1 protein-coding gene is annotated in these 283 nt (G+C 39.6%); it reads left to right on the forward strand.

All coding sequences use genetic code 11. The annotated features are described in order from the left end of the window. Positions 1–53: 53 nt before the first annotated feature. A partial coding sequence (locus tag AAEY88_RS12995) for a hypothetical protein (protein ID WP_350563052.1) occupies positions 54–283 on the forward strand: 230 nt, incomplete at its 3' end.

Here is a 283-nt window from a genome sequence, read left to right on the forward strand (position 1 = left end):
GTTTGGTGCAAAAAAAACAACGTCAACTCGTCTTTAAGTTTTAGGTGAATGCTATGATTATTAAACGAACTTTTTCAGTCACTGCACTGATGCTAGCAGCAATAACCAGCAGCGGTTGTTCGCAACCCTCTAACAGTGCTAGCGATGCGACAAATCAAAAAGAAATTTGGCCAACAATAGAAACCGGTATTAAAAGCGATGCTCAAATGGAGCAAAAAATCGCAGATATGCTAAAGACCATGACGCTAGAGCAAAAAATAGCGCAAATGATCCAACCTGAAAT

Origin of the sequence: Psychrobacter sp. CAL346-MNA-CIBAN-0220, from assembly GCF_040309805.1 — a bacterium.
GTDB lineage: Bacteria > Pseudomonadota > Gammaproteobacteria > Pseudomonadales > Moraxellaceae > Psychrobacter.